Source organism: Paraburkholderia sp. (assembly GCF_026225065.1).
GTDB lineage: Bacteria > Pseudomonadota > Gammaproteobacteria > Burkholderiales > Burkholderiaceae > Paraburkholderia.
The window spans coordinates 1-2,900 of record NZ_JAMFSB010000076.1; the positions used below are offsets into that span (position 1 = coordinate 1).

Below are 2,900 nucleotides of genomic sequence, written 5' to 3' on the forward strand. Positions count from 1 at the left end.
CGGCGATTCTTCCATGACGCCTTCGTGCCCAGAGCCGGCATTGTTGACCAGAACGTCCACGGGTCCGACGGTGGCCTCGATTTCCGCCACGATGCCGTCGATGGCGTCGAAGTCGGTCACGTCAAGTACCCGTCCAAAAGCCGCGCCCGCAGACAGATACTCGAAATCAAGCTTTGCCTGCGCACTTCTCACAGTACCGACGACCTTGTGCCCCGCCGCCAGTGCCTCTTGTGCGAGCGCACGGCCAAAGCCGCTGCTGACGCCAGTGATGAGCAGAATTTTGCTGGATGCCATTGAAGCTTCTCCCGGATGTTGTCTGGAGAGTGCATACTAGTCTGAACGGAGAAGCTATCTAAGCCAGATTCCGCTATTTTTATTGCCTAAAGCTATGAATGCCAAGCGGGCCGCCACCCACAATCCCGACCTCTCCCCGCAAAGCCAAGACCGCATGATTGCGTTGCTCCGTGCGTTGGCGCCCGAGGAGGGCTACAACCTCACGGCGCTGCCGAGCGTCCGCATCCTGCGTTCAAACCGGCCCTTGTCACGCACGCCGGTTCTCTACGATCCCGGCATCGTGATCGTTTGTCAGGGTCGCAAGCGCGGCTATTTCGGCGACCAGCTCTATCTATACGACGAGCATCACTACCTGGCCGTGTCCGTGCCGGTTCCGTTCAGCATGGAAACCGAGGCAACCGAGGAGCGCCCGTTGCTCGCGCTGTACCTTCACCTCGATTTCACATTGGCCGCTGACCTGGCGGTACAGATCGACCGCGAAGGCGCAACGGAACAGGTGCAGGCGCCCCAGAGCATGATGTCGACGCCGATGGATGACGCGATGCAGGCGTCCGTGCTGCGCTTCCTCGAGGCGATGCAGCGGCCGCTCGAAGCCGCGGTATTGGGCCCGGGCCTGCTGCGCGAACTATATTTCCGCGCGCTTACCGGAGCGCAAGGGAGCTCGATGCGCGAGGCTTTGGCGATGAGAGGACAGTTCGGGCGGATAGGCAGATCGCTACGCCTCATCCATGCCGGCTACGCGCAGCCGCTGGACGTGATGCAGTTGGCCGAGGAAGCGGGAATGAGCATTCCCAGCTTCCACAGCCACTTCAGGTCGATCACACAGGTCTCGCCGATGCAGTACGTGAAGTCGACGCGCCTGCATCAGGCTCGCCTGTTGATGGTCCGTCAGGAACTGACCGCGGAGGCAGCCAGCCACGCAGTGGGTTACACGAGCGCGTCCCAGTTCAGTAGAGAGTTCAAGCGGCTTTTTGGCTTGACGCCAGCGGCGGAGACGAAGCGTATGCGCGAGAGCTTCGCCATTCCGGCAGCGTTCGACAATGCGACGTATGTCTCGTCACACTGAGTTTGGCATGCTTCGTTTTGACGCCGGATTTGTGTCGCTACTAACCTGCCATTTCCCCAGGCGCCAAGGTGCGCCACCTTCTTCGCATGCGCATCGTTGCGGATCTGTGTAAGAACCGGTACATCCTCTGCCGTTGCTCTGCGGATGTTTTTCGAGGTCATCGCTCGCATCTCCGTTGAAGAGTCTCTGTGAAGAAAAACCGCTCGTCTCTGTTTCGCCGCCAACGCAAAGCATTTCTTACAATGTAATATCAAGCGTCGCGGCTGCCCCCTGCGAGCGTTGTCACGGAACAGGCAAAAATTCCCGAACCACAACGTCGTGCCGCTGCGATCGTTCGGCATACATATAGTCTTTCGCCTGGGTTATACCCGGAAACATTATCCTGGGCCCTTCAGGACGTGCTAAAAAGAGTCGATATCCCGGAAGGGCGACTAAAGGTCCGGTCCGGAGATTGGAGAATCCCACGCGGACTGTCGCACGGAATTCCGAGGTGAAAGTATGGAAAAAAAATTGCTCGTCGCGGTAGCCGCCGCGCTGGTGTCTTCCCTGGGCGCGCTGCATCCCGAATCCGCCCGTGCCGATGACGCTGCAGCCTCGGCCTACGAAGACTCGACCGTCGACGCGTCGCTCGATCGCGGCGAAGAACGCGTCTCCGCCGATGCGGAGAATCAGGCTCGCCTGAAAGACCTGAGGTATGCGTATTTCATCGGCTATAACGCGCGCGCCAGGGAGGACTCGAAATCCTATGCGACCTTGGGTGACGAGGTAAAGCATCCGCAGAAGCAGCTTGCCGCGGAAGCCATGCCCGCATCGCCGAAGCCAGTTGCCGAGCGGGTTGCCCCGCCAAGGCGAGTCGTGGCGCCAGCCGCGCCGCTAAGGCAGGTATCCGCGCCGGTCGCACCCGTGAAGCAGGTATCCGCCCCGGTCGCATTGCCGAAGCGGGTTGTTGCTGCGCGAGCCACGCCGTCCAGGCAGGTCGTTGCGCAGGCCGAGCCTTTACCGCTGAAGCGCGTTCCCGCGCAAGTCGCGCCCGTACCGCAGAAGCGTGTTTACGCGCAAGTCGAATCCGTGCCGACGAGGCGGGTCTCTGCGCCGGCCGCATCGTTGAAGCAGGTTTCGGTGCAGGTCACGCCGCCCAGGCGGGCTGAAGTGCAACCTGTGTCTCTGAAGCAGGTTTCTACCCGGACTACACCGCCGAAGCTGTTTGCCGCCGAGTCCGAGCCGCCGATACTGATTCCGACGCAAGCCGTGACGTCATTGCCGGAACCCAAATCGGACAATGACGACGACGCGCAGGTGGCGCAAAACCGCGATGCGCAGAACACCCAGCGGGCGGCGCTGCAGTATCGGCGGGCCGATGAAGAGTCGCAATACCCCGCGGAGCAAGGCACTCAAGCGGCGCAGAACCAGCAACCTCGGCAATATCAGGGTCGGCAGCCCCAGCAATACGCGGCGGCGCCGTCCTATAACCAGTTATCAACAGAGTCCCAGCAGTCAGGCGGGTACACCGGGCGGCAATACACGCCGCCGCCCCCGCCAC

At 61.3% G+C, this 2,900-nt stretch carries 3 protein-coding genes; 2 read left to right on the forward strand and 1 reads right to left on the reverse strand.

Annotated features, from left to right (window positions below):
• On the reverse strand, positions 1–294 hold a 294-nt coding region (locus M0954_RS05740), incomplete at its 3' end, for an SDR family NAD(P)-dependent oxidoreductase (protein ID WP_297352105.1).
• A 94-nt stretch (positions 295–388) separates the two neighbouring features.
• On the opposite strand from M0954_RS05740, the gene M0954_RS05745 reads away from it, so the two are divergent.
• Complete coding sequence (locus M0954_RS05745) at positions 389–1,360, forward strand: AraC family transcriptional regulator (protein WP_122154185.1); 972 nt, start codon at positions 389–391, stop codon at positions 1,358–1,360.
• 498 nt (positions 1,361–1,858) lie between these two features.
• A partial coding sequence (locus M0954_RS05750) for a hypothetical protein (protein WP_297352108.1) occupies positions 1,859–2,900 on the forward strand: 1,042 nt, incomplete at its 3' end.